This window comes from Lederbergia panacisoli, from assembly GCF_024626525.1.
In the GTDB taxonomy this organism is placed as follows: Bacteria; Bacillota; Bacilli; order Bacillales; family Bacillaceae_C; genus Lederbergia; species Lederbergia panacisoli.
This window is the reverse complement of the sequence record NZ_JANJGU010000004.1, coordinates 214,494-239,970: the sequence shown is the minus strand read 5'-3', so window position 1 is coordinate 239,970 and position 25,477 is coordinate 214,494. Positions and strand designations below refer to the sequence as shown.

The following is a 25,477-nucleotide window of genomic DNA, read 5'->3' as shown; positions in this document are numbered from 1 at the left end:
TGCCATTCGTTATATGGATCTTTTTGCCCTTAGTTTAGTGACTTTCACATCTTTTACTTTTTTGACGTTTAACCACGTGTAGAGTGCGCCCATAAATAAGGCACCGCCAATGATATTTCCGAATGTTGCGGGAATTAAATTATGAATAGCCTTCCCAATTGTAATCGTTTCTGGATGCGGGATAATTAAAACGAGTGAAAATGAGACTAAATTAGCGATGACGTGCTCAAAGCTGGAAACGAAAAAAACGGCTACGAGCAACATTAATGCAAAAATTTGAGCAAATTCATTTTTCAATGTTTTCGGCAAAAAGATCGCCATGCATACCATCCAATTACATAAAATAGCCCTAAAGAAAATTTCAATAGTAGTATGGTTCATTTTCCCTTCTACGAGGGCAAATAACCAATTTTCCATTCCAAGTTCTTGAATAATTCCAGTTGGAGCCATTAACAGGGCAAAAAACAGTCCACCTAATGCATTTCCGATAAAACAAAAAGTCCAAACACGCATAGTCATTTTCACTGATGTATGGCCACTTAGTGTCGATATTGCAAAATACATCGTATTCCCTGTAAAAAGTTCAGCACCACCATACACAATCATGACGAGGGCTACTCCAAATAATAAAGCAGCAACAAACCCAGCTAATGGCTCTTGATTTATATACATGCCATTCACTGTTTTCAAACAAAAAATCGTTGCAAAACCAAGATAAACTCCTGCCAGCATCGCCCTAATTAAATATTCCACAAAGCGGTTTTCCACCATTAGAGCAGATGTTTCGGCTTTCCTCCTTAATGTTTCAAGCGCATTCATTTCCGAGGTTGCCATTTTTGATTCGCCCTTTCATTAATATATTGTTTTTGTTCAAAGTTTCACATTCGTAATTAATATGTATTGCATTGCTCACAATTTCACAAATAAAAATTTTCAAAAGCGAAGCCCATATAGAGAAAACCCCTTGTTCTTTTCTATATTCTATTTTACTTTATATCGAATGTTTTATCCATTCATTTCATACTTGTTGGACCGTTAGCTTATACGACATGCCAATCCTTTAAAATAACAACTGTTTACAAAAGCGATGGGAATTGAATCTTAGTTCTTTTCCCATTTTGTAGTTATGTTAGTTGCATAGTGGTAATACAGGTGCCATCCCCTTTAAAGGTAGAAAATTCCGACTCTACCTTTTTCCCCTCGTGACTAATCGTTATGCGATACTCTTTGTCACGCTGTAACCATAAATCGATAAAACCATTAGATTGGGATTTTAATGTTTTATCCAGCACTACATTGCCATTATGATCTTCAATATATACATCAAACTCTTTATCCGTCATTTCCCCTTGGCAACCCGTTAGGCTATGATTTTTGCATGGATGTGTTTCATTGATGAAAGGTGCTATTGAAACAAAAAATTCATCTTCGGGCAAGTCGTAGATTGTTTTACTTTCATCGCTGTTAGTAATAATGAGTTGGTCTGAAGTAATCGAGGCAGATTGACTGTTCTTAATGTTCCCCACACTATAGTCATGCACTAATTCTTTAATGTTCAGAGTTTTATTATCTTCACTAATGTTTTTTCCGTTGCAAGCACTTAATACAATAGTAGCCAGCAACAAGATTACTGCGAGCAATTTCAGCTTCATATTGTATTCACTCCTTTTTATTTTTTTTAGCTTACTACCTTCCCCCATACTAAAAACCTCTACCTTTGATCCTTTTACCTCCTCGAAATCTTTGGATTTATTGTGAATCACTTCACATTATATATCTCAATTATATCTTATTAATTCGAAAAAAATCCACATATTATCGACTTATCACAGCACTAATTTTATGATGGTTACATATCAAGAACGTGCATGAAGCAATCTTCATGCACGTTTCCAAGTTTTATTCTTCTTTTTCCGCTTTAATCGCCTTATTATTTTCAACCACCGTTTTTAGCATGGACAGCTTATTATTCCAAAACTGATCGTAATAAGAAAGCCACTGTTTTATCTCTTCAAAGGGCTCGGGCTGTAATGTATATATCTTTTCTCGACCAACCTTTTGACCGTTAACTAATTTGGCTTCTGAAAGAATATGAAGATGTTTGGCAATAGCCGTGCGGCTCATCGAAAAATGTGATGTTATAGTTGAAATAGGCATTTCTTTTTGGGCTAGCAATTGAAGCATTTTTCTTCTAGTTGGATCCGCAATTGATTGAAAGACATCGTACTTTTTAGCAGATGAAGACACTCAGCCCCCCACAACCTTTCCAAGCTTCTTCGTTATACCAGCCCAACCTTGATTCATCTTATCGCGAATAATAGAAGACTTCTCCCCTGCTTTTGGCACGATTGTATCTGCTTCCTTCCATCCGCCGTGAATGAGAGTAAATTCTGTTTTATCTCCTAAATCTTTTAATATAAACGTAACGACCCATCCATCCGTATCCCATGAAAAAGAAAGCCGATGCGGTTCCTCTATTTCTAATACTTTGCATGGAGATGGTCCATATGGTGATTGCACATGAAATTCATGTCCTACTTTCAGCTCAAAATCATTCGGCATAAACCATGACGCAATCCCTTCAGAAGTGGACACAGTATCCCATACTTTTTGAATGGGTCCCTCAATTATGACTGATTGTATAATATCTTGTACTTGATGATTGTTTTCCATCATTGTTCTCCTTTTGACGCAAAAATATAAAACCATTTGGTTACACTTTTATAATATAACACCTTTCGGTTTCATGTCAAAAAATCCTCTATCTTTATCACTTGTGCACATTTGTAGTCTACTTCTCTTTCGTTAATTGGTTTCGGTTTGGCGCCTCTGGCGGCTGTTCTAGCCAATTATGATCAATCATAACATTGGCTCCATCTTCTACATATAATGAAACATCTAATAAACATCTGGCATATAAGGCACCTATATCTTTTCTTCCGTTAATAGACGCTCCATTGGCATATTCTCTTATTTTCATTGAAAACATGTCGATTTTATGAAAAACCATCAGTTTATCTGAAAACGGCGGATGTGTAGACGTCGTGACCAAATGGTCTAAAAGTGTTGGTGAAGGCAGATGATCTTCGGACAGTTTTTTTGTAAGCATTTCTATATGCTTATGGTTAATACTTTTTCCGCGCTCTAAAAACTTTCTCACTTTTTCATTTTTAGCTCCTTGGCTAAATCCGATAATGAGTGCTTTACTCGTAACATCATTATTGATATTTCCATATAGATGAGCTATTTCTAATCCATGGAGAGGTCTTTTATTTCCTCCAAAACCATTTAAGAAATTCTGCTTATCTATAAAATCAGTACCTTTAGGGCTTGGTATATGAGGTGAATTTGCCAGGTGTCCTTTCGACATGAGCACATCGTTGACCTCCCCCAACAATTTGGAGGTATCATTAAGACCCTTTATAAATAAATTTCTTATATCTTTTCTTGTTACCAATGGAACGGCCACGGAATAAATACTCAATCCTGCCTTACCTAAATATTGCAAGTAATGTAGATAAAATTCATCATGAAATAGTCTTGGTGCGTCTAAATTTACGTCATCATTTGCAAATCCAACGGGTAGAGGAAAATTCTCTTTTTTAAAAATGGATTTTATATTCATTATCCAGTCTTCGCTTAAATTCAATGCATCCTTTAAAACCTTTTTAATAGCACGATCATCTATATGTTTAAGATAATAACTGAGAACACATTTCCCCATTGTATTACCTATATAGGTTGCCCAAAGCTTCCCCATTTCAGCTGATGTTAACCCCGTTTTATTATCATTTCTCTCCATTTAGGTACCTCCAAATTATCCCACTTAATAATCATTAGAGTTTCCAAAATGAAAAATATTATTTAAATTCATGTTTATAGATTCTTTAATGGTGTAGGTACTGAACATCCTCGTATACCAAAAAAAACGGAAACACTCCTTTTTTTAAAAGAAAGGAGTGCTCCCGCGACAATTGATAACCTACCTTACGCTTAAGGTGATATTTTTTTACTATTAGACCCCAACATTCCCACTGTTGATTCCTGCATTTTTATTTTCCAGTGGAAGCCAATCCAACACTTTCTTAATATATTCACCCCAGAAGTCCCAATCATGTCCCCCTGGTCCTTCTTCATATGTAAGGTCAATTCCAATATTCCCTAAGTAATCTTTTAAACTCCTGTTTGCTTCAAGCAGGCTGTCCCCTTCACCACAAGCCATGTAAATCTTTGGTATATCTGCCTTTTCTTCTACAAGCTTCTTAGCCAGCCATTTTGGGTTCATATCACTTTCAGCCACCCTGGAAACATCTCCAAAACATCCTTCAAAAAAGTTTCGATTTGCAAAGAAAAGTGGGCTATCGTTTGTCATCTTTTCAGCGCCATCGATAACCAGGGCTGAAGATAGTCCAGCAATATACCCAAATGTATCATGGTATTTTAAACCATTTCTAATAGCACCGAAACCTCCCATCGAAAGTCCAGCAATATATGTATCCTCTCTTTTATCGGATAGCGGGAACATTTTCCTCGTAATCTCCACTAATTCCTTCCCAATAAACTCACCATAACTATTGCTCACTGTCCAGGGATTATCAACGTAAAACATGTTGTCACCTGAAGGCATGACGACAGCTAGATCATTCTCCATTGCATATCTTACAATGTTCGTTCCGGTTACCCAGTCAGTATAATTCCCTAACACCCCATGAAGTAGATACAAAGTTTTGTATGGCTTGTCCTCCCTTACAGGCATCCCGGGAAACGTCATTTTATCAACAGGTAAAATAACATTCATTGGAATGGTTCTCCCCAATGAACTTGACAAAAAATTCACTTGAAGTAATGCCATCTACAATCTCCCCTTCTTTTATAAAAATTAATTTAGTTTCTTTTATATTGGCTCGCAGAATGTTGATTTAAATAAACGGATACATTCCGTTTAAATTGGGAAGTACCCATATTTTATTAATAATAAGGGAAGTATTTCCGTTTATATCATCCAAATCTTTGAATTTAGTCTCATTTAGAACAGTTAAGCGGAATATCTCCGTTTATATCAGCTCCTTAAGCCTCCTATATATATTAGCAGGAAATTCTCCGCCTATGAATCCTCACCTACACTAAAATAAACAATCAGGAACTTTGCACATCCATACTTGACTTTTTTTTATTCGAAAGACGAACCACGAGGAAAAAGAACAATACTAAGGAACAGGCGACTGACATGGCACTTACCGTGAATAACAGTCGATAATTCCAGAATTGCGATACCCAACCTAGTATAATCGCACCTAGCCCGATACCAAGGTCAATAGCTGTAGAAAAAGTGGCATTAGCTACACCCATACGTTCTGGTTGAACAAAACGAAGCATTGCTGCCTGAAGAGCTGGCTGCGCGGAACCAAAACCGATACCATATAAAACAGCCGAGGCAAGTATACCTAGCAACCCAGTTGATAGGCTTAACGTAATCAAAGCAATTATGGTGACAAAAAGAGACGGCACGATGACAAACGACTCTCCTTTTAAATCAGAAAGCTTCCCGGCAAAGGGACGGATTAGAAATAGTGTTGCGGAGTATACGAGAAAAAACAAACCAGAATTGACATGTAGAGAATGAGCAAATAACGGAATGAAGGTAGTAATACCGCCGTAAGCGATAAATAGGAAAAAGACTGATGCCGCGACTGGCATGACGGATTTTCCAAACATTTCCATTCTACCAGCTGCTTTTTTCGGTTGAAACGGCATTTTGGCTCCAAACGTCATGGTCAATGCGACGACAGAGAGCGCAGCTGATATAAAAAACAGGGATTGAAAAGATAGATTATCACTAATCCAGAGACCAAACATTGGACCAATGGCCATTGCTAAAGTCATCGCCATACCAGACCACCCAAAACCCTCTCCGCGACGATTAGATGGAATCATATCTGTAATGGCTGTCGTCATAGCGGTAGTCGTAACACCCCAAGTCATCCCGTGCAACACCCTAAGTCCCAATAATAGCAAAACCGCCGATGTCCACTCGTATAAATACATAAACAATGAAAAAAATAGCAGACCACAGACAATAAACGGACGCCTTCCAAAACGATCTAATAGTCCACCAATAATCGGACGTATCAAAACAGCAGATAACATGAACGTACCCATTGCCAATCCAACCTGTGACTCGTTTCCACCTATTTGCTTAATATAGATCGGCAAGGTCGGATATAACATATAAAATCCGATGAATAGAAATAAAGTTCCTAGGATCATTAGGATAAAAGACTTCGTCCATAAGCGCTCCATTTGTTTTCCTCCCAAGGTGAGTAGATCATCATATTTTTTTACTTTCATAGATTGAACTTGTGTATTATATACACCGTCTATTCTATCATGGAATCGCCTTCATTCCCTTATGCCCTGACCTCACTCGTCACTTTGGAGCTTTTCCCAAGAGGTTTTGTCCTCCATAATAAAATGAATGATAGAACTGCAAGTAACAGACATACCCAAAAAACATAACGAAATCCTAGTAACTGGGCAATCAATCCTCCCGCTAGACTTCCTACTAACCTTCCAAGAGTAGAGCCGTTGTAATAAATCGTTGTGGCAAGTCCTGGTGAATTCGGTAGTCGTTCCGTAAAGTAGCTTAATCCGTTGCCCATAACAATCGCCACAAAGGCAGCTTGAAGAAGCTGCGCCGGGATTAATTGCCACGACTGCGTGGCTACGCTTAAAATAATGTAATAGATGACTAAAATCATACAACCATAAATGATCAAAGTATGATTGGATACCTTTTTTCCTAAAGCACCTAGTCCAAGCATAATCGGGATTTCCAAACCAGCGCAAATACTAACAACAATTCCGACATCCTTAAACGTCCCATGAAGTTCATTTACAATAAACAACGGTATTATGATCAAATGAATGGCATTAATAGCAAATAGAAGGAGAAAGGCGATGAATGGATGAATGGCAGTCTAATTTGCCTATTTTTAATCAAAGAGACACCTGATTTTTTCTTTTTTACAGCATTATTAGCCATTTCCATTTTTCTTAAGAAGAAAAATACAAGGGAAGCGACTGTAAGATAAAGGGCTGCTGTTCCAAGAAAGATCCCCTTATATCCAGCAAGTACTAAAATTAGGGTCCCACATAATGGCCCTATTAGAAATCCGAAGGAAACAAGAGAACGCAATGAGGATAGCGCTAAGGTCTTGTCATCTGATTTGCTTGCATTTGCTGATTCATGCGCGTATGCGTAGATTTGCGGCATGACGGGTGCAGCTAATCCATTAAAAATGGTTACGAAAAGAAGAAGAATTAAGAAGTTATGAAACATAAGATAAGAGGAATAAGCTAATGCAGCTGAAAACGCCGCAACAATGATAATCCATCTTCGATCCATCCCACTATCTGAATATTTAGCAATGAGCGAGTTTATGATCACGCCGCTTAGCGAACTTATCGCCATGAAAACACCAAAAGCTCCTGCACTCATTCCAAAATCTTCTGTTAAAAACAACGGAATATATGGAGAGGTAATAGAAATTCCCATACCAATCAGCAGTAAACAAATCACTAAAACGCTATATCCTTTAATAGCAAATAGATTTATTATTCGTGTAAACAAATTTAGTCCTCCTTAGAAGAATCAAATAACAATATGAATGAAATGCAGAAATACCATTTTAAAAAATAAATGATATTCCTGCATTTTCTTTACTTCATACTAAATTAAAATCCACTAATCGGATGTGGAACATATGGCTCTTCAAGGAACGCCATTTCTTCAGGGGAAAGCTCCACTGAAAGCGCCGCTATAGCATTCTCAAGATGTGAAATTTTTGTTGCACCGACAATTGGGGCTGTCACCGGTTCTTTATTCAATAACCAGGCAAGTGCGATTTGAGCACGAGGAATCCCGCGTTTTTCAGCTAGCGCTGCAACGCGTTCTACTACCAATCGGTCATGTTCGGCAGTCGCATCATATTTTGCTTTCTGAGCACGATCCGTTTCGGAACGATATGTAGTATCTGTCACGTCACGAGTCAATCTTCCTGAGGCAAGCGGACTATACGGAATCACCGCAATTTTTTCTTCTTTACAAAGAGGCAGCATTTCTCTCTCCTCTTCGCGATACATGAGGTTATAATGATTTTGCATGGATACAAATCGAGTCCAGCCATTTTTCTCTGCTACATGCAATGCCTTCAAAAATTGCCAAGCGTACATTGCGGAAGCACCAATATATCTAACCTTCCCCGCCTTTACTAAATCGTGTAATGCTTCCATTGTTTCTTCAATCGGAGTATTGTAATCCCAGCGGTGAATTTGATAGAGATCTATATAATCTGTTCCTAATCTCTTAAGGCTCTTATCGACTTCACTCATGATCGCCTTTCGGGAAAGCCCTTCCCCATTCGGGCCATCATGCATACGGAAACGAACCTTAGTTGCGATCACAACTTCATCACGATTGGCAAAATCCTTTAAAGCACGCCCAACATATTCCTCGCTCGTTCCACTTGAATACACATTCGCTGTATCAAAGAAGTTGATTCCTAAATCAAGGGCCTTTTTAATGACAGTGCGACTGTCCTCCTCATCAAGCACCCATGGATGAAACCCGGTGTTAACATCACCAAACCCCATTGTTCCGAGACAAATTCGCGAAACATCTAGCCCGGTATTTCCAAGTTTTACATATTCCATTTTCCCAATCCCTCACTTTCATTAGCCGAGTATTTTATTATTTTCAATCATCAAGAGGCTTTTACCACTCTTATTATGGCAGATACAAAAAAGCAAACGTTATCTAAATCTTCGCAAATGATTGCCTAATCCTCTCACAACACTTACTCAATAGGTAAAAATGAATTATAATGGAAATACCAAGGTCAAAAGAACTAGGAGGATTTTATGACTGAACATATATCCACACAGCAGAATGAGCTTGCGAGATTAATAGAACGTTATTCCGGACAGGACGGTTATTATTCAACCGCTATCCCATCGCTATTTTTTATTCGTGTATCGAATGTTACCGAATCAAAACATATAGTTCAAAAGCCTTCTCTTTGTATTGTTGTTCAAGGAGTAAAAGAAGTAGTTCTTGCAGAAGAGCGCTTTGTATATGGTCCTGGGAATTACCTCGTTTCATCAGTTGATTTGCCGGTTACAGGAAGGGTTGCTGAGGCATCTTCTGATGTTCCATATATGTGTTTCAAGATTGATTTTTCGCCGAGTGAAATTTTAGAAGTGATAAGTGATTCCAAAACCCATGTTAGTTCAAAAGGGAAGGCTAAGCGAGCAATGTTTGTAAGCGAGATAGAGATATCGATTTTGGATGCAGCCATTAGATTAGCTCGTTTGCTCGAGAATCCTAAAGATATACCAGTACTTGCTCCTCTTTTCAAAAAGGAAATACTTTACAGAATACTGCAAGGACCATTTGGGGTTTCTTTAGGACAAATTGCCATAGAAGGAAGCTATACCTATCACATAGGAGAAGTTATCGAACAAATCAAAATGAACTACGATAAGCCAATCCGTATCGAAGAGCTTGCGGAAATTGCCAATATGAGCGTTTCTTCGCTCCATAGGCATTTTAAAGATGTTACTGCCATGAGCCCGATCCAATTCCAAAAGCAACTGAGACTGCAGGATGCAAGACGAATATTATTATCCGAATCAACAGATGCTGCCGATGTCGCATATCGTGTTGGCTATGAAAGTCCTTCCCAATTCAGTCGTGAATATTCCCGTATGTTTGGTCTGCCACCTAGAGAGGATATAAAGCGCCTGAAAGAAAAATATGAACAAAGACTTAATGCATGAAGTTTTATCGGACTGGTCAAGATTAGTTGGGGTGGATGTATCATTTAAGCCGTAAGAGAAAGGATAGTCCTTTTACGGCATTCAATTAACCTAAATATGTTCATTAATGCACAAATTACCATTAAAATATAATACGATAAGGAAGTTGATTTCTATAATGTCTAGAGTTGATAGAAGAAGAATAAAAACGCAAGAAACGATTAAAAATGCTATTATTGAGTTAATTTCAGAAAAAAGTTTTGCTGACATTACGATGCATGAGATTTCCGACAAAGCCAATGTTAGCCGTGGAACAATCTATTCTTTTTACGTTGATAAATTTGATTTACTCGAAAAGCTTATTGAGGAACATCTGCATGAAATGGAAGAGCTGCACGATGCCGCATCAGAATTGGATTATATAGACGCAAATCAAATCTGGTTCGATTACATCAAGGAAAATTTTTTATTCTTTTCTGCGATGTTGGCAAGCAGTGGCGTGCCGCATTTCCGAACACAGTTCCTTGGATTTCTCTCGGAACAATTCAAGAATGAAATCAAAGTTAATACGGGGAAAAACCGAGGTTTAAATGAAGAGATTATTCTCCAGTTTATAGTGATGTCGTATATCGGGATTGTGGAGTGGTGGGTCAAAAATGAAATGCCTTATCCACCGTATCTGATGGCGGAACAAGTGGGGGTTTTGTTGGAGAGGAATCTATGATCAATCGATGATGACTATGTAAACAAAATGGCAGATTATCGGGGTGTGAAATGATATATTTTGAAACATCCAGATTACTATTGCGTGATTGGGATGAAACTGATCTAGAGCCATTTAGTCGAATAAATGCAGATGAAAAAGTCATGAGGTATTTTCCCAAAACTTTATCGAAGTAAGAAACAAATGCGTTCTTTAAATTAATTTTATCAGAATTTAAAGAATGTGGATTTGGGTTATATGCCGTGGAAGTGAAGGAAAATAATGATTTTATAGGATTTGTAGGTTTTCACAGGGCAACATTAGAGGCTGATTTTACACCGTGTATAGAAATTGGATGGCGATTAAAAAAAGAGGCCTGGGAAAAGGATAAGCAACTGAAGGGGCATTAGCCTGCTTAGGGCATGGATTAAATGAATTAGGTTTTAGTGATGTTTATAGTATTACAGCAGATGTCAAACATTCATCGAAAAAGGTAATGAATTTAACAAAAAAAGAGCCCTATTCCCCGAAGAAATTGAGATTTTTAAGGGGTTAGTGGATTTCACTTCGTTCTAACTTTTTTTGTTGAAAGTAATTTCAAACCATTTCCACCATCACTGTTCAAATAAGATATAAGCCGGAGCTCTTATCCCATGCATTTCTGATTAACTTTTTTCAAAACTTACAGAAATATCAATGATTGAAGTTATCTAGCGATTTTGATTTATCATTTTTATCCCCCATATAACATCCCGCACTAATGAGACGATTTGTACCGAAAAGGTTTTAAAAAAATAATTTAAAGTCAATAGTTTTTTTCAATTCCTTATTCACCTATTCAACAAAAAAAGGCTACGAGAAACCCCGATAACCATGTTTTTTCACTTTCTACATAGTTGAAGCAAAGTACTTAACGCTTTGGAGGACGAAATCCCGCTTTCACTGCTTCCTCCTCCGTACAAAACATCATCTCTGGCTTTGTTTGTTCATACCAAGGAGAGTCTGGTGTATGATAGATTTTTTCAGAGCCAATATTTCCTTTTATTAGGCAGTCTTTCGAGCTCTCCTCTGAATTGGAACCCATCGTTTCAGGATGAAATCCATCCTCTTGTGCGTAATTCTCAATTTCCCAAATTCCCACTCCATCTTTTTGAGCCTTTTTTTGAATAGCATCAAATTGATCAACATAGCGAGTGTTAGGCGGGTATATGTATGCGACTCTAGCTAATCCTCTCTTCAACAATTCCTCTTGAATCATTTTTCCATCCAGATACACATAGGCAAGCAAGCGTCCATATTTATCTTGATTTGGTCCAATGTCAAACTCTACTTCTATCTTATTGGCATTTTCCACCAAGCTACTAGTGAACTCTTTAGCTTCTAGTCCATAAGGTTGTTCGCCTAGACGGGGATGCGATGTCTCAGGGCTATCCACCAGTAAAAATCTTACTTTTTCTCGTTCGCCTTTATACATTACAGCAATCGTATCACCGTCAATCGGCTCTGCTAACGTAACCTCAACCCTGTTACTAGTATTTCGAGAGCAACCGATAAGATTTAAGATTAAAAGGAGTATGAAAAAATAAGGGAATAATCTAGTCATATATGAACCTCTCAAATATTAATTCTTTCAATTTAAATATACCTTACTTGAATATAACATTAATGCAATTGATCTGATTTTACAAAAAAACTTCCTTTTTAAAAGGAAGTGAGGGTGGATGAAAAAGGGAAAATGCGAAGTGGCACAACAGAAAATTTTACCTTTTGTGCCACTGCAAGTATTTGAAAAGACTAAATTTAAATTGAAGTCTACAACTTTAAACATCATTGAAATTTTTATAATGAATTTCACGTAAAACTTGTGTATTAGAAGTTTCATATTCTCTTAATGGTGAGTCGAGATTGTTTGTTAAATAGCGATATGCCTCTTTAAGAGGCATAACCATTCTTCTTTTATTCACGACCTTTTTATGCTTTTGCTTTACTTCAAAAAAAGCTTTTCCATCAATAGGAAGTGTCATCGTAAACACGCAAAGCTTCTGCCTATACCTATATTTATTATTTGTTTCAAAATATATCCTCTTATCAAGACTCTCAAAATATAAAGTGGTTATTGTGTATCTACCTTAAACACCATTTTTATCCGGATGCATATTAGGCAATATTTGTTTGACTAATTCACAATATTGCTCCTTCGTTATTAAATACTTTTGCTCTTTCCGTCTAAATATTTCAATAGCCATTATTCCATCACCTTTTTGAATGAAGTATCTTCTGTTCGATGCTTTTGTTTACAGTTTATTTATCGTCGTGAACATCTTCATATTCCTTTTCAAGGATTCTACCTGTTTGTGAATCTATTTTTATCTCGACCTTTTGATTATTTGCAATAAACTCAATCTCATATTCATGATCCTCTGCATCAAAATCAACTTCCGTCACTTTTCCTCGTGAATCACCCAAAGCGATAGAAATGGCCTTTTCCCTAGTGATCTTTGAAACTTCATTTGATTTTTGAGATCTGATATTCGTTTCTTCTGTTTTTTCCGTTTTTTCCGTTTTTTCTTTATCCACCTTCATAACTACACCAGTAATCGCATCAATGTCTACTTCTATTTCATCGTAATCCGATACTAAATCAACCTCATATTTTAACTTACTATTTTCTTTCTCTAATTTAATGCTTTTCAAATCTCCGCTCATCTCATTCAAGGCTATTTCAGTTGCTTTTTCCATTGTAATAATGGATGACCTTTCCTCTTTTTTAATAATCGATTCACTATTGGAAATTGCGTTTACACTAGCAACCCCGCCCATAATGGCAAAACCAGCAATTCCTGCGATCAGCAAATTCTTTTTCATCTAAATTTGTCCTCCCTTTGTTTGATGTAATTACATCATATCCATTTAATATGAGGACACGGGGATGAGAAGATGAGAAATCAATGAGAAAGTGGAAAGATTTCATTCACTTAATCATCCCATTCAATACTTTTTACTTCCCCGGTTATGGCATTTATCTGAATATCGGCTTCCTTATCATCCGTTTCTATTTCCACAAAGTAATAAAGCTGTCCATTCAATTCCTCTAGATCTACATCGTCTACCTTGCCTTGGACTGTCTTAAGCGCAATCTTTACCGCTTCCTCTTTCGTTAAATTCTTTGTTGTTTCTTCTTTAACCGGTGTCTTTTTTTCTTCTTTTTTATTTACGATTTCACCTGATGCAGCATTTAAAGTGATAAACACCTTATTCTCGCTATTTTCTACAACCGCATCATAATAAGCTACTTGATTTTTTATTCTCATTTTTAAATCTTCAATTTTGCCGTCTTGCTCCTTCTGGATAATCCTTTTTATCTCATCGGTCGATAACCTTTGGACCTTTTCCTCTTCACCCCTACTAATATCGAGCACATCACCGGAAAAACGGTCAATTTTTATATAATATTTTCCCATTGTTAATTGAATAGTCATATCATAAATGTCATCTTTTAGCTCAAAGTGTACAATTTTCCCATTGAATCTATCTGTTGCAATTTTTTTTGCCTCTGCTTCTGATATTGCTTCTCCAGAAGATGTTACAACAAGAAATTGCCATGCAATAATGACAACTAAGATAAACAGAGCAGCACCCATTCCAAACCTTTTCATATTTAATTTCTCCATACATTTCACCCCAAAATAATCATATTAACTGCACCATACCAGATGAAAATGAGAATTTAATTAGAATCGGCTAGATGAAGATGTATTTGTGCCGTTGTCCCCTTTCCCTCCTCACTTAGCAATTTGATTTGAACGTTTATCGCATCGGCAATTTCCTTAGCAAGCGACAGGCCGAGGCCAAATCCCCCTGTTTTCCTCGTCCTTGCTGTATCCACTCGATAAAAGCGATCAAACACTTTTGATATATCAGAAGAAGGAATACCTATTCCACGATCGAGAATTTCGATTAATCCTTTATCACCTTCTCTATCGATCTGAATTGTAATGGGAGCCTCGCTATATTTGCAGGCATTTTCCATTAATATATAAATTATTTGTTTTAATCTCTCCTTGTCTGTGTACACAGTAATGCGCGCCCTTACTTTCAGCACGATTTCTCTTCCGAAAGCAGTGCCGAAAGATTGGATGGTGTCGGCAGCCACTTCTTCTAAGTTGACCATTTGCGCCACAATATTCCACTTTTCCTCGTGTTTAGCGAGTAATAATAATTGTTGTGTCAATTCTCGCATTCGTATAGCCTCGGAATGGATTGCCTCCACTGATTCATAAAAAAGATCTGGTTGCTGTAATCCCCGTCTTTTTAATAAACTAGCATAGGATTCAATGATGGTAAGAGGTGTTTTTAATTCATGGGAAGCACTCATTACAAATTGTTCCTGGCGTTCATAATTTATTTCCAGTTGGTCAATCATCGCATTAAAAGTCTCTCCCATTATTGATAATTCATCATTGGATTTCTTTGGCAATGATATCCGATTATATTTACCACTCTTCCTAATTTCAGCCATTGTTTGGATCATCGTTAAAATCGGTCTAGAAATAAAATTACTCAAAATCCGTGAAGAAAGTAAAACAGGTATAGTCGCAATCATTGTAATCGTAATTAACACAATTCTTAGTATGCTTAAGATATGGGCAGTTCCTTCCAAGCTTTCAGTCATTTGCAAATTAGCAATTCTTCCATCCCTCGTAATAATAGGAATCGATATGAAAGTATGAGGAAGTTTTTTGTATTGAATGATCTTTTTTATTTCCTTCCCGTAATAGGAAGTAGGCCTTTCAATTAAGTGCTTTTGATTAGGGTCTGTAATGGTTATGTCTGATTTCCCATTCGTTTCTACAATTTTAACCATCCCATTAACAGGCACATACGCTTTAAGCAAATCCCTTATGTTAATCTCGGTATTTGCCTTGTTCATACCCTCTACAGTTTTTAACGCTTCAGCTCCGGTTCGTTCCAATTCGTGATTAAGCATCAAACGATTAAAAGAGAAATAGATGGCGCTATTGACCAATACAAGTAAAAGAATAAACATAACTGAAGTATAGAGATTTATTTTAGTATGAAGTTTCATTGTTCATCCTTCAGCACGTAGCCGATCCCTCTAACTGTATGAATAAGAGCACGATCATACGGTTTATCTAATTTATTTCGCAAATAACGGATATACACATCCACTACGTTCGTATCCCCAAAATAATCATAACCCCATACACCATTTAATAATTGCTCCCTATTCAAAACATGGCGCGCGTTTTTCAACAAAAAGGCCAGAAGATCAAACTCACGCGGGGTCAGTTCAATTAGATCTTCCCCTCTGTAAACTTCTCTCGTATCTTCACTTAATTTTAAATCCGAAAATTCAAGCCAATTGAAATCTTTAACCGAAGGTGCTTGCTGTAAATTCAATCTTAACGCCGCCCTAATTCTTGCCAGCAACTCCTCTATCTGAAACGGCTTCGTAATATAATCATTGGCTCCAAGATCAAGTCCCGCCACTTTGTCTTCTACCGAATCTTTCGCAGTCAATAAAATAACAGGTATATTCAATTCAGTAGACCGGATGCGGCGCAGCAGTTCAATGCCACTCAATCCCGGCAACATTACATCAAGCAGAATTAAATCCCACTTTTCTTTTTGAAATATCGCAAATCCTTCCATTCCGTCATACACCTTCTCTGTTTCATAGCCTTCGGAAGTAAGCTCAATTTCAAGTAATCTGGCTATTTTTTCTTCATCTTCCACAATTAAAATTCGCGGTTTGTTCATCATGATCATCCCTCACTTAAACCTATATATAAAAATTATCATCTTTTATTCAGCTGCATATCTTTAGTATGTCTCAACACTCTGTTGTTTCCAACTCTCAGCTTATGTTCTTCCTTTGTTTTTCAAAACGATTATTCGGGAATAACACGGATAATAGAGAGGGGAAGCCAAATGTCAAAAAAGCATAAAAAAAGAATTTTTATAGCATGTCTTCTATTGTTCTTATGTTTTTATATAGGCACCATCTATTATCAAGAAAATAAGCCATTGCCGAAAGGTGTGTCTTATGAGGGGGACGTTCATCATATACAAGAAGATCAAGTGCAGTTTTTATATGATTTAACATACAAAAAAGACAAAGAAACAGTGCATGAGCAAGAGATTTTTGACACTATTTTTCAAGCAATTGATGATGCTGAGAAGTTTGTGATAATGGACTTTTTCTTATTCAACGATTACTACAATCAGGGGTTAGATTTTCCTCCCTTAAGCACTTCATTAATTGATGTCCTTATCGAAAAAAAGAAACGCAATCCCAATATTGAAATAATATTAATTACTGATGAAATTAATACTTCGTACGGCTCTCATAAAAATTGGCAATTCGAAAAGCTGAAGGGCCATGGAATAAAGGTATTGTTGACAGATGTTGATTCACTCAGAGACTCCAATCCTCTTTATTCCGCAATATGGCGGATGTTTTTTCAGTGGTTTGGTCAAGAAGGAAAAGGAACACTCCCCAATATGATGGCGGACGAAGCCCCAGATATGACACTCCGCTCCTATCTCAAATTACTTAACGTTAAAGCGAATCATCGAAAAACAGTTGCCACAGATAAAAAGGCTTTTATTTTATCAGGAAATCCCCATGATGCGAGTGCGTATCACTCAAATATTGGATTCGAAGTGGAAGGTTCCATTATTGAGGATGTATTAAAGTCAGAGCAAGCGGCAGCCAATTTAGCTGAAGGATATGTATTGCCCACGTACAAGGCAAAAAATGAATCCGGGGATGTTGCCGTACAGCTTGTAACGGAAGGAAAAGTAGCAAATAAAGTGATTGATTCACTGGAAAAAGCCGAAAAAGGCGACCAAATTTGGATGGCGATGTTTTATTTGGCGGAACGAGAAGTGATTGAGGAATTGCTGTCAGCAAGTACTCGTGGAGTAAATATAAATTTGATTTTAGATCCAAATGAAAATGCGTTTGGATCTAAAAAATCAGGGCTGCCGAATCGACCGGTAGCCCAGGAATTACATGAAAAGTCAGATGGGAATATTCACATTCGCTGGTATAACACAGGAGAAGAGCAATATCATCCTAAGCTGCTTTATATTAAGAAAAAAGACAAAATCACGATTATTGGCGGCTCCACAAACTTTACCCAGCGAAATATGGATAATTTCAATTTGGAAACGAATGTTAAGGTTGAAGCGAAAGTGAACTCCCTTCTTGCTAAAGATTTGGATGACTATTTTGATCGTCAATGGAACAATCGGGATGGAGAGTTCACCCTTGATTTTGAAAAATATCAAAATTCGCTTACGACGATGCAGAGAGTAGTATATATCATTCAAAAGTGGCTGTATTTTACTACCTATTAATCTACAAAGCAGGCGGTGTTATCCGCCGCCTGCACTATACATACATCAAGATTTCGCTGCTTCCAACGCCTTCGATTTATCTTCCCATACTCTTGATTTCCAACGCCTTCTTAAGATAATTCCCCTTACCCATTCATCTACAACGAAGCCTATCCAAACACCAATTAAGCCCAATCCAAAATGAATGCCTAGTATATAGGCAGTCGGGACACTAATTAACCACATTCCTAAGATTGCAACTACAACGGGAAAGTTTACATCACCGGCAGCTTTTAGAGAATTATTAAAAATAAGATTAAAGGCGCGTCCTGGTTCAAGCAATAATGTTAATAAAATGATAGAAGAGCCAAGCATAATAATATCAGGGCTATTGGTAAAGATTTTAAGTAGAGGCTTTGAAAAAATAAAAAATAACCCTGCTACACAAAATGCTACAAAAGCTGCTATTTTAAATATGTGCATGCTTTGCCCGTAAGCTTCATCCATTTTTTTCTGTCCAATTTTACGGGAAATAAGAATTAACGTACCTTGACCAAGCGCTCCTGAAAACATCGTAATAAAGGCTCTTAAATTAGTAGTATATACATTTGTCGTTAAGGCAGTCGTTCCAATCATGGCTATAAAAATAGTAACCACGACCATCTGTAAGTTCCACGCGATGGAGTCGACCGATGAAGGAACTCCAATTTTCAATAGATTTTTCACGTGAAGTTTTGGAAAACGGAATAGCTTGGATAGTGGGATGGATTCTCCAATCTGCTTTTTTAAAATGACAAATAAGACGATCGTTCCGATAAAACGACTTGCAACGGTTGCAATTGCCACCCCTTTAACACCAAGAACAGGAATGCCGAAAGGACCGAAAATAAATAAATAGTTTCCAATAATATTGAGGATATTGGCTCCTGTCATAACGTACATGACTTGTTTTGTTAATCCATGCCCTTTAATAACTGCTGATGCCGTTAACATCAATGATTGGACGAATGTAAAGCCTCCAATGATGACCATATAAATTGTCGCATCTTTCATTAATTCAGAGGGGAGCCCCATCAGCCGTAATAGATCTGAAGCAAAAATGATTAAAATCAGACCAATAAATAAACCAAACAGGAAGTTTAAAGAAATTGAGACTCTAGTGATTTCTGAAGCACTTTGTTCATCTTTCGCCCCTACATATCGTGAGACTAAAATTGTCGTACCGATTGTCACCATACTACAAAGCATAACTGTCATTGCGAGAATTTGATCGGAAAAGCCAACGGCGGCAACAGCATTATCAGAATAATGACTGAGCATAAAGGTATCGGCGATTCCCATTAATCTTAACATCAGGATTTCGATCAAAATCGGCCAAGCAAGGGCAAATAATGTTAATGTTTGAGCCTTTTTACTTTCCATAAAATCCTCCTCAGTGGTCTATCCATCCATTTTTTAACATGTGCTCTTATTTTAAAGGTGAAAATTATGGAAAAACAGTCTGAAAATTTATTTTATTATGTGTTATACTTAACCTAGGAAGTAAAAAACAAGCGAGCTGCCTATACAAATGGCAACTCGCTTTTCATATTATTTTTGTTCCATATTAGTCCACTGTTACCGACAATTCCTTCAACAGCAAAGAAGGAGAACCAATCCCACTTGATGATACATATAAATCTGAGCCAATTTCTTGGATGTCCTTAAGCAACTTGAAAAAGTTTCCAGCAATCGTCATTTGCTTGACAGGTGTTTCAACTTTTCCGTCCTTCACGTAAAAACCATTTGCAGCAACCGAGAAATCGCCTGATACTGTGTCAGCACCAGAATGCAAGCCGGACAGTTTTGTCACAATAACCGCTTCGTTTTGGGACGCGATTAATTCATCATACGTCTTTTCACTCGGTATGATATAAAAGTTAGAAGGTGCAATAACAAGTGTCCCTTTATATGAAGGTTTATAAGCATGACCTGTTGATTCCACACCAGCTTTTTTTGCTGTTTTCTGATTGTGGAGCAGCGTGTTCAAAGTACCGTTTTCGACCACGTTGCATAATTTGGAGGCTACGCCTTCTCCATCAAAGTTTCGGCTTGAAAAACCTTCCTCATAAAAAGGGTCATCCACTATTTTCACGTTTTCAGCTGCAATTTTCTCTCCTACTTTATCTTTTAATAGCGAACGGCCTTTTTGAGCAACTTCCGCGGAAAATACAGAAGTAAAGGTATCGAGAAGGTCTGCCGCTGCATCTTTGCGCAGGATGATCGGGTATCGTTTACTTGGAATCGATTGTTCACCTAAATACGAAAGGGCCTCTTCCGCAGCTTCTTTCACAATATCATCCACATTCAATTCGGAGAAATCTTTCGTAACTTTTACCGTAAATCCACTTTTCGTTTCATCACCTTGCTTAACGACGACAGACAACACGACACCAAGGTAGTTCATACGATCGTGAAGCACTAAGCCTTTACTATTGGCAAGCAGCCTCTCTTTTGATTGCTCAATCAGTTTGCAATAATTAAGAGACGCGATACGTGGGTCATAATCTGAAACTTTACGCTCTATTTCCTTTAATAATTCAATTTTATCAGGGATCGGTACAGCATCTAGGCTTTCCGAATAAAAATCCTTTTCTTCATACTCATCGCTTCCGGAAAAAATATCATCCTGCTCTTCCTCTTCAATTACCTTTGCATTCGCTTTTGCTCTTTCTAGTAAAAATGAAATGGATTCAAGATCAAATTTTTCCGTATAGGCGTAACCCATTTTTCCATTATATATTCCTCTAAAGGATATTCCGCCATCTTCCGCTGTTTCATAATGATCCAATTCACCTTTGTACACATCACAAGCGAAGCGCTTTGATTTTTCATAATAAATTTCCATGTCCTCAAAATCATGTGAAAGCCCCTGAGCCAACAGCATTTCCTGGAATTTTTCAATCTTCATGATTTACTCTCCCTTCGTTCCGCCAACGGTTATTTCACTAACACGAATCATCGGCTGACCAACATTGACCGGAAGACTGCCACTTACAGATCCGCACATCCCCGCTCCATGTGCCAAATTATTACCAACCATATCTACAAGTTGGAGTGTTTTCGGTCCATTCCCAATTAAAGTGGCTCCCTTTACAGGTGCACCAATTTTCCCATTTTCCACGAGATAGGCTTCCATAATGGCAAAGTTATAGTCTCCGGTTGCGGTATTTACCGAACCACCACCCATATATTTTGCGTATAGACCTTTCTCCGTAGAAGCGATAATTTCTTCAGGAGTTGATTTTCCAGGTGCGATAAAAGTGTTCGTCATTCTCGAAGTCGGATTAAATCGGTAAGATTCACGTCGACTAGAACCGGTCGCTTCCATTCCCATGCGGCGTCCATTAAATTTATCAATCAAATATCCTTTTAAAATGCCATTTTCGATGAGAACATTTTTACGAACTTTTTCCCCTTCATCGTCAATGTTAAGGGATCCCCATTCATTTGGAAGTGTCCCATCATCAATATAAGTGACGATTTCGGGCGCCACTTTTTCCCCGATGCGATTCGCAAAAACAGAATTACTTTTCGCAACAGAAGTCGCTTCCAAACCATGTCCACATGCTTCATGAAAAATAACGCCGCCAAACTCATTGTCAATAATGACAGGGAATTTTCCGCTCGGACATTCTTCAGCATGGAGCATTGTCACAGCAATTCGTGCTGCTTCGCTGGCATAATGTTCGAGATCCAATTCCTCGAAAAATTCAAAACCTTTATAAGCTCCTGGTCCATAGAATCCCGGTTGCATCTGCTTGCCATCAGAAGCAATTGCTTGAATAGCAAGACGGCTTCTAACTCGTTTATCTTCCACGAATTTTCCTTCCGAATTGGCAATTAACACATTTTGTTCATGATCAAGTAAGCTAATAGTCGCTTGCGCAATACTGGGGTGATAGTTTTTGGTAATATCGTATGCTTTTTTCATGACTGCTACTTTACGAGCATTTCCAATCGTTTGTGGCATATGAATGATTTTATGTAAGGGTTCGTTAGTCTCCTGTTCAAGTGCAGCTGGAATATGTCTGACATCCGCTTGAATGGCATGCGCTGCATTTTTAGCCGCTTTTATGAGCCCTTCTTTTGAAAAATCGGTCGTATACGCATAAACACTTTGAAGACCATTAAAGACACGTATCCCTACACCTGCATCCCTTCCAGAATTACTCTTTTCCATTTTACCGTTTTGAAGAACTAAAGAATTGGAAAAACGATCTTCAGCAAACACCTCAGCAAAATCCCCACCTGTTGATAGTGCAGCGGATATAACATCCTCGATTACTGATTTACTTAGCATGTAGCTCTTCCCTCCTTGCAGATTAAAAACATTTATTAATAGTTTACTATATTAAACTGGTTTTTTTGCCACTTTGAAAAAAACATTTATATTAATTTGAAAATTCATCAATTCAGACTCTCCGCAATAAACCCTCTCCCATCCCATTACTTTATGGGAAATAGAAGGGGACCTTATATAAGGGATATCTTTACCAATCAATGAGACAAAAAACATCCCCTCAATCCTTGTAAAGCGTTCAATCGGACAAACTGCTTGGGAAAACTAGAGTCAGTGACCGATTGAGCGTTCAGTCGGACCAACAGTTTGGGGAAATTAAAATAAGTGGCCGATTGAGCACTCAGTCGGACCAACAGCTTAAGAAAATCAGAGGCAGTGGCCGTTTGAAGCGTTCATACGGACAAATGGCATAGAAAAATCGGAGTCAGTGGGCGATTGAGCGTTCATTCGGACAAATAGCATAGGAATACCAGAGCCAGTGGGCGATTAAGCGTTCAGTCGGGATGGATAATGTGCTAATCCCAATAGAAGCGGTCGGTTGAAGAGTATAATTAAAGTTCCTAAAAATCACCTTGTCTCCCAGGAATCTTTTACATTAACAGCCCTCATGCTGACCCCTTGTAACGTTCTGTTCATCTGTAATTCATACAAGACTCTTAAACTGATAATAAGGAGGAGATATGTATGTTTAAATATTGGTTATTCTTGCACTTTGCGGGGATTTCGGTTTGGGTTGGTTCCCTTTTGGCTGTTGCCATTATATTATTTATGATGAAAAAACATCTTGGTTCAAAAGAGCTGTCAACAATCGTTAAAAAAATGACGAAAGTAGTCAATTCTATCGTTCACCCAAGTGCCTTTTTCGTTCTGCTCAGTGGGATTTTTATGATTATTGCAATGAACTTTGGAGATTCGCCAAAGCCCTTTTACTTGGAGTTTATGGAACGGATTGGCGGAGTGACGGTTCTTTTTACGATTATTGCCGTAAGTATATTCGGACGTAGGGTTGTAAAAAAATTTAACACTCTTGAAAAAGAAGGCAGCGTCGTTACGCATCCAGCAAGTATAAATATGTATATTACAATGATGTTGATTTCCGTTTTATTAGTTTTATCAGTCATCTTTGTCGTGAGTTTCAGATTTTAAATTATATAAAAACGAAAGGCCTCCATCATGAAGTCTTTCGTTTTTTGGGCAGTCTTACTATAAATTTCGTCCCTCTTCCAATTTCACTCTCGACATTAATAGAACCTCTATGAAGTTCTATAATTTTTTTCACAACAGATAATCCAAGCCCACTTCCGGACTTTGTTCGATCTCGGGATTTATCTCCCATATAAAAGCGGTCGAATATTTGCGGCAGTTCTTCAGCCGACATTCCGATGCCCGTGTCACGTAAGGTTACAATTATATCTTCATCTACCATAATCAAGATATGAATCGCTCCGTTTTCCTGTGTAAACTTAATACTATTTGTAAGCAAATTCATCCACACTTGGAACAATAACTGTTTATCTGCTTCAATCACAAGTTCTGGTAAATCCAACTCCATCCGCAAACTTTTCTTATTCCATTCCCACTCTGTAAGCAAGATGATTTCCCTAATTTGTTCGTCAAGACGAAATCGACTCATTTTGACAGCTTGCACTTCTTTATCAAGAGAGGAAAGCATCAACAGTTGTTTACTGAGAGAAGATAAACGGCTTGTCTCTTTTTCGATAATCCCCAAGTAACGATCTGCCTCTTCTTCGCTTACCATCTTTGAACGGATTGCCTTCGTAAATCCTTGAATGGAGGTTAGTGGTGATCGGATTTCATGCGATACATTCGAAACGAATTCTTGCCGCATTTCATCCAATTTCTCCAATGATTTCGCCATCCGTTCAAAGTCTTTCGCCAATGCTCCAATTTCATCAGAACGATGACTGTCAAAAGTGAAATCAAAATTTCCACTTGCGATTTTCCGAGTTGCTTTCGTTAACTTTTTGATTGGCCGAACGAGAAATGTCGCGAAAACAACAATCATTAGCATACTGATGAAAAAAGTTAAGCCTAATATGATGCTAAAAACGATTCGCATTTCTCCAAACTGCTTTTCTACATTGGGGCGGACGAATAATGCTTCCCTCTTGTCATTGACTTTAATCGGAACACCGATACTATTTTTTACATCATCTTTGAAAAAGCCCGTGACAAATAGATTGCTTTTAAACTCACTAATCCCGTGGTACGTATGTCCATCTAGAACAGATTGAATGATGGACTTATCCAATTCATAATGACGAAATGGATCCCCAAATTGCACGCCGACCATATGTTGATCCACTAAGTAAAGCTGGAAATTCATGTTTGCTACGCTAGTTAAATATTCATGAATGTCGATTCCATTGGAGTTTTCGTAGAGAAATACAATCTCATTCGCAATTTCTTTTATTTTTTCCTCATTATATTCTTTTAGCTTCGCGTGATAATAAAGGTTGGAAAATAAAAAGGCGATGATGCCGCTAACTAGCGCTACCAACATAAAGGTTAGAACAATCCTTACATATAAAGTTTTCATTCGCCTTTTACCTCTAACTTATAGCCAAGACCACGGACTGTGATAATTTGAAAATCATCCGTTATACCCCGAAAACGCTCGCGCAGTCTTTTAATATGGACATCGACTGTCCTACTATCCCCTTCAAAGTCATTTCCCCATATAAGCTGTATGAGTTGCTCCCTCGTGTACATCCGGTCAGGTTGACTCGCAAGCTGTGCAAGCAACTGAAATTCCTTAAGCGGCAAAACAAAACTCCGATTCCTAACTCTTACTTCGTAATTATTCCGATCAATAACTGTATCATTCATCGAAATAATATTATCTGATACCATTTGATATCTGCGAAGCAGGGCGCGAATCCGGAAAAGAAGTTCTTCTGGTTCAAATGGTTTTACGACATAATCATCTGTACCCGACAAAAATCCTTTCGCCTTATCTTCCAATTCACCTCTAGCTGTAAGTAAAATAACAGGAATATCGTAATATTCGCGGATCTCCTCACATAATTCCCAGCCATTTTTTTTTGGCATCATAACATCAACAATCGCAAGGTGAACTTGTTCAGTTTCAAGCAGCTTGGATGCTTCATTTCCATCCCCAGCTTCCACTACCATAAATCGTTCCTTCTGTAAATACAGCCGCAACAACTCCCGAATATGAGGATCATCATCTACGATTAAAATATGTGTTTTCATGCTAGATCTTCCTT

At 37.7% G+C, this 25,477-nt stretch carries 26 protein-coding genes; 5 read left to right on the top strand and 21 right to left on the bottom strand.

Annotated elements, in window-relative coordinates; translation table 11 throughout:
* Nucleotides 1–9: 9 nt before the first annotated feature.
* The 10 genes from NQ185_RS08410 to NQ185_RS08365 all read right to left on the bottom strand — a co-directional run bounded on the left by NQ185_RS08410 (nt 10) and on the right by NQ185_RS08365 (nt 8,712).
* Nucleotides 10–834, bottom strand: a complete 825-nt coding sequence (locus NQ185_RS08410; RefSeq protein WP_257581206.1) for a formate/nitrite transporter family protein — start codon at nt 832–834, stop codon at nt 10–12.
* A gap of 290 nt (nt 835–1,124) precedes the next feature.
* Nucleotides 1,125–1,652 carry a CueP family metal-binding protein gene (locus NQ185_RS08405; protein ID WP_257581306.1) on the bottom strand — a complete coding sequence of 176 codons (528 nt, stop codon included), beginning with the start codon at nt 1,650–1,652 and terminating at the stop codon, nt 1,125–1,127.
* Nucleotides 1,653–1,899: 247 nt separating this feature from the next.
* Entirely contained in the window at nt 1,900–2,247 is a 348-nt protein-coding gene (locus NQ185_RS08400; protein ID WP_257581205.1) for an ArsR/SmtB family transcription factor, read from the bottom strand.
* Nucleotides 2,248–2,673 carry an SRPBCC family protein gene (locus NQ185_RS08395; protein WP_257581204.1) on the bottom strand — a complete coding sequence of 142 codons (426 nt, stop codon included), beginning with the start codon at nt 2,671–2,673 and terminating at the stop codon, nt 2,248–2,250.
* A gap of 118 nt (nt 2,674–2,791) precedes the next feature.
* Nucleotides 2,792–3,802 (bottom strand): DUF3231 family protein, encoded by a 1,011-nt coding sequence (locus NQ185_RS08390; protein WP_257581203.1) that lies wholly within the window; start codon nt 3,800–3,802, stop codon nt 2,792–2,794.
* A 213-nt stretch (nt 3,803–4,015) separates the two neighbouring features.
* Entirely contained in the window at nt 4,016–4,852 is an 837-nt protein-coding gene (locus NQ185_RS08385) for an alpha/beta hydrolase (protein ID WP_257581202.1), read from the bottom strand.
* 284 nt (nt 4,853–5,136) lie between these two features.
* The gene (locus NQ185_RS08380) at nt 5,137–6,300 is read right to left on the bottom strand and encodes an MFS transporter (RefSeq protein ID WP_257581201.1); all 1,164 of its coding nucleotides are present in this window, start codon (nt 6,298–6,300) and stop codon (nt 5,137–5,139) included.
* A gap of 107 nt (nt 6,301–6,407) precedes the next feature.
* On the bottom strand, nt 6,408–6,905 hold the full coding sequence (locus tag NQ185_RS08375) for an MFS transporter (protein WP_257581200.1): 498 nt from the start codon (nt 6,903–6,905) through the stop codon (nt 6,408–6,410).
* 11 nt (nt 6,906–6,916) lie between these two features.
* Complete coding sequence (locus NQ185_RS08370; RefSeq protein WP_257581199.1) at nt 6,917–7,630, bottom strand: MFS transporter; 714 nt, start codon at nt 7,628–7,630, stop codon at nt 6,917–6,919.
* A gap of 104 nt (nt 7,631–7,734) precedes the next feature.
* The gene (locus NQ185_RS08365) at nt 7,735–8,712 is read right to left on the bottom strand and encodes an aldo/keto reductase (protein ID WP_257581198.1); all 978 of its coding nucleotides are present in this window, start codon (nt 8,710–8,712) and stop codon (nt 7,735–7,737) included.
* 207 nt (nt 8,713–8,919) lie between these two features.
* On the opposite strand from NQ185_RS08365, the gene NQ185_RS08360 reads away from it, so the two are divergent.
* The 3 genes from NQ185_RS08360 (at nt 8,920) to NQ185_RS20335 (ending at nt 10,929) form a co-directional block, all read left to right on the top strand.
* Complete coding sequence (locus NQ185_RS08360; protein WP_257581197.1) at nt 8,920–9,837, top strand: AraC family transcriptional regulator; 918 nt, start codon at nt 8,920–8,922, stop codon at nt 9,835–9,837.
* 157 nt (nt 9,838–9,994) lie between these two features.
* Complete coding sequence (locus NQ185_RS08355) at nt 9,995–10,540, top strand: TetR/AcrR family transcriptional regulator (RefSeq protein WP_257581196.1); 546 nt, start codon at nt 9,995–9,997, stop codon at nt 10,538–10,540.
* A 242-nt stretch (nt 10,541–10,782) separates the two neighbouring features.
* The gene (locus NQ185_RS20335; RefSeq protein WP_373370791.1) at nt 10,783–10,929 is read left to right on the top strand and encodes a GNAT family N-acetyltransferase; all 147 of its coding nucleotides are present in this window, start codon (nt 10,783–10,785) and stop codon (nt 10,927–10,929) included.
* A 500-nt stretch (nt 10,930–11,429) separates the two neighbouring features.
* On the opposite strand, the gene NQ185_RS08350 is transcribed toward NQ185_RS20335, so the two are convergent.
* The 6 genes from NQ185_RS08350 to NQ185_RS08325 all read right to left on the bottom strand — a co-directional run bounded on the left by NQ185_RS08350 (nt 11,430) and on the right by NQ185_RS08325 (nt 16,300).
* Nucleotides 11,430–12,122, bottom strand: a complete 693-nt coding sequence (locus tag NQ185_RS08350) for a thermonuclease family protein (RefSeq protein WP_257581195.1) — start codon at nt 12,120–12,122, stop codon at nt 11,430–11,432.
* A 217-nt stretch (nt 12,123–12,339) separates the two neighbouring features.
* The gene (locus tag NQ185_RS08345; RefSeq protein WP_257581304.1) at nt 12,340–12,636 is read right to left on the bottom strand and encodes a VTC domain-containing protein; all 297 of its coding nucleotides are present in this window, start codon (nt 12,634–12,636) and stop codon (nt 12,340–12,342) included.
* A 184-nt stretch (nt 12,637–12,820) separates the two neighbouring features.
* Nucleotides 12,821–13,384: a PepSY domain-containing protein gene (locus NQ185_RS08340; protein ID WP_257581194.1), complete on the bottom strand. Its 564-nt coding sequence runs from the start codon at nt 13,382–13,384 to the stop codon at nt 12,821–12,823.
* A gap of 110 nt (nt 13,385–13,494) precedes the next feature.
* A complete protein-coding gene (locus NQ185_RS08335; RefSeq protein WP_257581193.1) occupies nt 13,495–14,190 on the bottom strand; it encodes a PepSY domain-containing protein in 696 nt (231 codons plus the stop codon).
* 56 nt (nt 14,191–14,246) lie between these two features.
* Nucleotides 14,247–15,605 carry a sensor histidine kinase gene (locus NQ185_RS08330; protein WP_257581192.1) on the bottom strand — a complete coding sequence of 453 codons (1,359 nt, stop codon included), beginning with the start codon at nt 15,603–15,605 and terminating at the stop codon, nt 14,247–14,249.
* Nucleotides 15,602–16,300 (bottom strand): response regulator transcription factor, encoded by a 699-nt coding sequence (locus tag NQ185_RS08325; protein ID WP_257581303.1) that lies wholly within the window; start codon nt 16,298–16,300, stop codon nt 15,602–15,604. The genes NQ185_RS08330 and NQ185_RS08325 overlap by 4 nt, the downstream gene beginning before the upstream one ends.
* Nucleotides 16,301–16,471: 171 nt before the next feature.
* Here NQ185_RS08325 and NQ185_RS08320 point away from each other — a divergent pair, with 171 nt between their 5' ends.
* A complete protein-coding gene (locus NQ185_RS08320) occupies nt 16,472–17,905 on the top strand; it encodes a phospholipase D family protein (protein WP_257581191.1) in 1,434 nt (477 codons plus the stop codon).
* A 45-nt stretch (nt 17,906–17,950) separates the two neighbouring features.
* Here NQ185_RS08320 and NQ185_RS08315 read toward each other — a convergent pair whose 3' ends face one another.
* The 3 genes from NQ185_RS08315 to NQ185_RS08305 all read right to left on the bottom strand — a co-directional run bounded on the left by NQ185_RS08315 (nt 17,951) and on the right by NQ185_RS08305 (nt 22,226).
* Nucleotides 17,951–19,306 (bottom strand): MATE family efflux transporter, encoded by a 1,356-nt coding sequence (locus NQ185_RS08315; RefSeq protein WP_257581190.1) that lies wholly within the window; start codon nt 19,304–19,306, stop codon nt 17,951–17,953.
* A 184-nt stretch (nt 19,307–19,490) separates the two neighbouring features.
* On the bottom strand, nt 19,491–20,834 hold the full coding sequence (locus NQ185_RS08310; protein WP_257581189.1) for a TldD/PmbA family protein: 1,344 nt from the start codon (nt 20,832–20,834) through the stop codon (nt 19,491–19,493).
* Between the two features lie 3 nt (nt 20,835–20,837).
* A complete protein-coding gene (locus NQ185_RS08305) occupies nt 20,838–22,226 on the bottom strand; it encodes a TldD/PmbA family protein (RefSeq protein ID WP_257581188.1) in 1,389 nt (462 codons plus the stop codon).
* A gap of 684 nt (nt 22,227–22,910) precedes the next feature.
* Here NQ185_RS08305 and NQ185_RS08300 point away from each other — a divergent pair.
* The gene (locus tag NQ185_RS08300; RefSeq protein WP_257581187.1) at nt 22,911–23,372 is read left to right on the top strand and encodes a hypothetical protein; all 462 of its coding nucleotides are present in this window, start codon (nt 22,911–22,913) and stop codon (nt 23,370–23,372) included.
* A gap of 25 nt (nt 23,373–23,397) precedes the next feature.
* On the opposite strand, the gene NQ185_RS08295 is transcribed toward NQ185_RS08300, so the two are convergent.
* Together NQ185_RS08295 and NQ185_RS08290 are read right to left on the bottom strand one after the other, a co-directional pair.
* Nucleotides 23,398–24,786, bottom strand: a complete 1,389-nt coding sequence (locus NQ185_RS08295; RefSeq protein WP_257581186.1) for a sensor histidine kinase — start codon at nt 24,784–24,786, stop codon at nt 23,398–23,400.
* On the bottom strand, nt 24,783–25,463 hold the full coding sequence (locus NQ185_RS08290; protein ID WP_257581185.1) for a response regulator transcription factor: 681 nt from the start codon (nt 25,461–25,463) through the stop codon (nt 24,783–24,785). The genes NQ185_RS08295 and NQ185_RS08290 overlap by 4 nt, the downstream gene beginning before the upstream one ends.
* Nucleotides 25,464–25,477 lie beyond the last annotated feature (14 nt).

What these genes read in the sequence shown, in the direction of transcription:
- NQ185_RS08290 (WP_257581185.1), bottom strand. Translation starts at nt 25,463, where the DNA reads ATGAAAACACATATTTTAATCGTAGATGATGATCCTCATATTCGGGAG.
- NQ185_RS08295 (WP_257581186.1), bottom strand. Translation starts at nt 24,786, where the DNA reads ATGAAAACTTTATATGTAAGGATTGTTCTAACCTTTATGTTGGTAGCG.
- NQ185_RS08385 (WP_257581202.1), bottom strand. Translation starts at nt 4,852, where the DNA reads ATGGCATTACTTCAAGTGAATTTTTTGTCAAGTTCATTGGGGAGAACC.
- NQ185_RS08410 (WP_257581206.1), bottom strand. Translation starts at nt 834, where the DNA reads ATGGCAACCTCGGAAATGAATGCGCTTGAAACATTAAGGAGGAAAGCC.
- NQ185_RS08325 (WP_257581303.1), bottom strand. Translation starts at nt 16,300, where the DNA reads ATGAACAAACCGCGAATTTTAATTGTGGAAGATGAAGAAAAAATAGCC.
- NQ185_RS08305 (WP_257581188.1), bottom strand. Translation starts at nt 22,226, where the DNA reads ATGCTAAGTAAATCAGTAATCGAGGATGTTATATCCGCTGCACTATCA.
- NQ185_RS08310 (WP_257581189.1), bottom strand. Translation starts at nt 20,834, where the DNA reads ATGAAGATTGAAAAATTCCAGGAAATGCTGTTGGCTCAGGGGCTTTCA.
- NQ185_RS08300 (WP_257581187.1), top strand. Translation starts at nt 22,911, where the DNA reads ATGTTTAAATATTGGTTATTCTTGCACTTTGCGGGGATTTCGGTTTGG.
- NQ185_RS08355 (WP_257581196.1), top strand. Translation starts at nt 9,995, where the DNA reads ATGTCTAGAGTTGATAGAAGAAGAATAAAAACGCAAGAAACGATTAAA.
- NQ185_RS08405 (WP_257581306.1), bottom strand. Translation starts at nt 1,652, where the DNA reads ATGAAGCTGAAATTGCTCGCAGTAATCTTGTTGCTGGCTACTATTGTA.
- NQ185_RS08340 (WP_257581194.1), bottom strand. Translation starts at nt 13,384, where the DNA reads ATGAAAAAGAATTTGCTGATCGCAGGAATTGCTGGTTTTGCCATTATG.
- NQ185_RS08360 (WP_257581197.1), top strand. Translation starts at nt 8,920, where the DNA reads ATGACTGAACATATATCCACACAGCAGAATGAGCTTGCGAGATTAATA.
- NQ185_RS08335 (WP_257581193.1), bottom strand. Translation starts at nt 14,190, where the DNA reads ATGGAGAAATTAAATATGAAAAGGTTTGGAATGGGTGCTGCTCTGTTT.
- NQ185_RS08350 (WP_257581195.1), bottom strand. Translation starts at nt 12,122, where the DNA reads ATGACTAGATTATTCCCTTATTTTTTCATACTCCTTTTAATCTTAAAT.
- NQ185_RS08320 (WP_257581191.1), top strand. Translation starts at nt 16,472, where the DNA reads ATGTCAAAAAAGCATAAAAAAAGAATTTTTATAGCATGTCTTCTATTG.
- NQ185_RS08390 (WP_257581203.1), bottom strand. Translation starts at nt 3,802, where the DNA reads ATGGAGAGAAATGATAATAAAACGGGGTTAACATCAGCTGAAATGGGG.
- NQ185_RS08330 (WP_257581192.1), bottom strand. Translation starts at nt 15,605, where the DNA reads ATGAAACTTCATACTAAAATAAATCTCTATACTTCAGTTATGTTTATT.
- NQ185_RS08380 (WP_257581201.1), bottom strand. Translation starts at nt 6,300, where the DNA reads ATGGAGCGCTTATGGACGAAGTCTTTTATCCTAATGATCCTAGGAACT.
- NQ185_RS08395 (WP_257581204.1), bottom strand. Translation starts at nt 2,673, where the DNA reads ATGGAAAACAATCATCAAGTACAAGATATTATACAATCAGTCATAATT.
- NQ185_RS08315 (WP_257581190.1), bottom strand. Translation starts at nt 19,306, where the DNA reads ATGGAAAGTAAAAAGGCTCAAACATTAACATTATTTGCCCTTGCTTGG.
- NQ185_RS08365 (WP_257581198.1), bottom strand. Translation starts at nt 8,712, where the DNA reads ATGGAATATGTAAAACTTGGAAATACCGGGCTAGATGTTTCGCGAATT.